Origin of the sequence: Microvirga zambiensis WSM3693 (assembly GCF_016735695.1) — a bacterium.
GTDB lineage: Bacteria > Pseudomonadota > Alphaproteobacteria > Rhizobiales > Beijerinckiaceae > Microvirga > Microvirga zambiensis.
The window spans coordinates 1-580 of record NZ_JAERQD010000241.1 but is presented as its reverse complement, the minus strand read 5'-3'; the positions used below and the strand labels follow the sequence as shown (position 1 = coordinate 580).

Sequence of the window (580 nt, the reverse complement as noted above, 5' to 3'; positions counted from 1 at the left end):
CGCAGCGAGCTCTGGAACGTGGGGAACGCGTTTGCAGGGATTGGCTGGGATGATCGGGGCGATCGTGGCCCCGCCGTTCACGGCGACGCTGCCCGCGGCCGAGGGCTGAGAGCCCAAGCCAGACGCCGGAAGAGGTCGGCTTCGGGACAGCAGGACGCGTAGGCCAAGCGGATGCGGCTCGCCGTTTCCTGCACCCGCACGGCGATCTTGAGCAGGCGCAGCCGCAGCGTTGCGAACTCGGCCCGAGCGAGATCACGTGTCGCCGGGATCGCATCGCGCACGGACAGCATCAGCCAGTAGGCCGCCGTGTGCAGCACCAGGCGGACTTGGTTGGCCACCGCGCGCCGGCACGAGGTTCGGTCGGAGGCGAGTTGCGCCTTGTGGAACTTGATCCAGTTCTCCGCCTGACCCCTGGCGCAGTACAGGCTCTCGTAGACGACGCGCGGGCTGGTGCCGGTCAGGTTGGTGACCACAAAGCGGATATCGAGCCCGAGGCGGGTGGCCTCGATGCGGGCGATCACCCGGCGCTCGCGCGACCAGCTCTTGGCCCGGTGTGTCGTCTCGGCAAAGCCACGCACGA

1 protein-coding gene is annotated in these 580 nt (G+C 68.8%); it reads right to left on the bottom strand.

Annotated elements, in window-relative coordinates; translation table 11 throughout:
- Window positions 1-77: 77 nt before the first annotated feature.
- The coding region (locus JKL46_RS35095) for a transposase (RefSeq protein ID WP_201843076.1) at window positions 78-580 on the bottom strand (503 nt) is incomplete at its 5' end.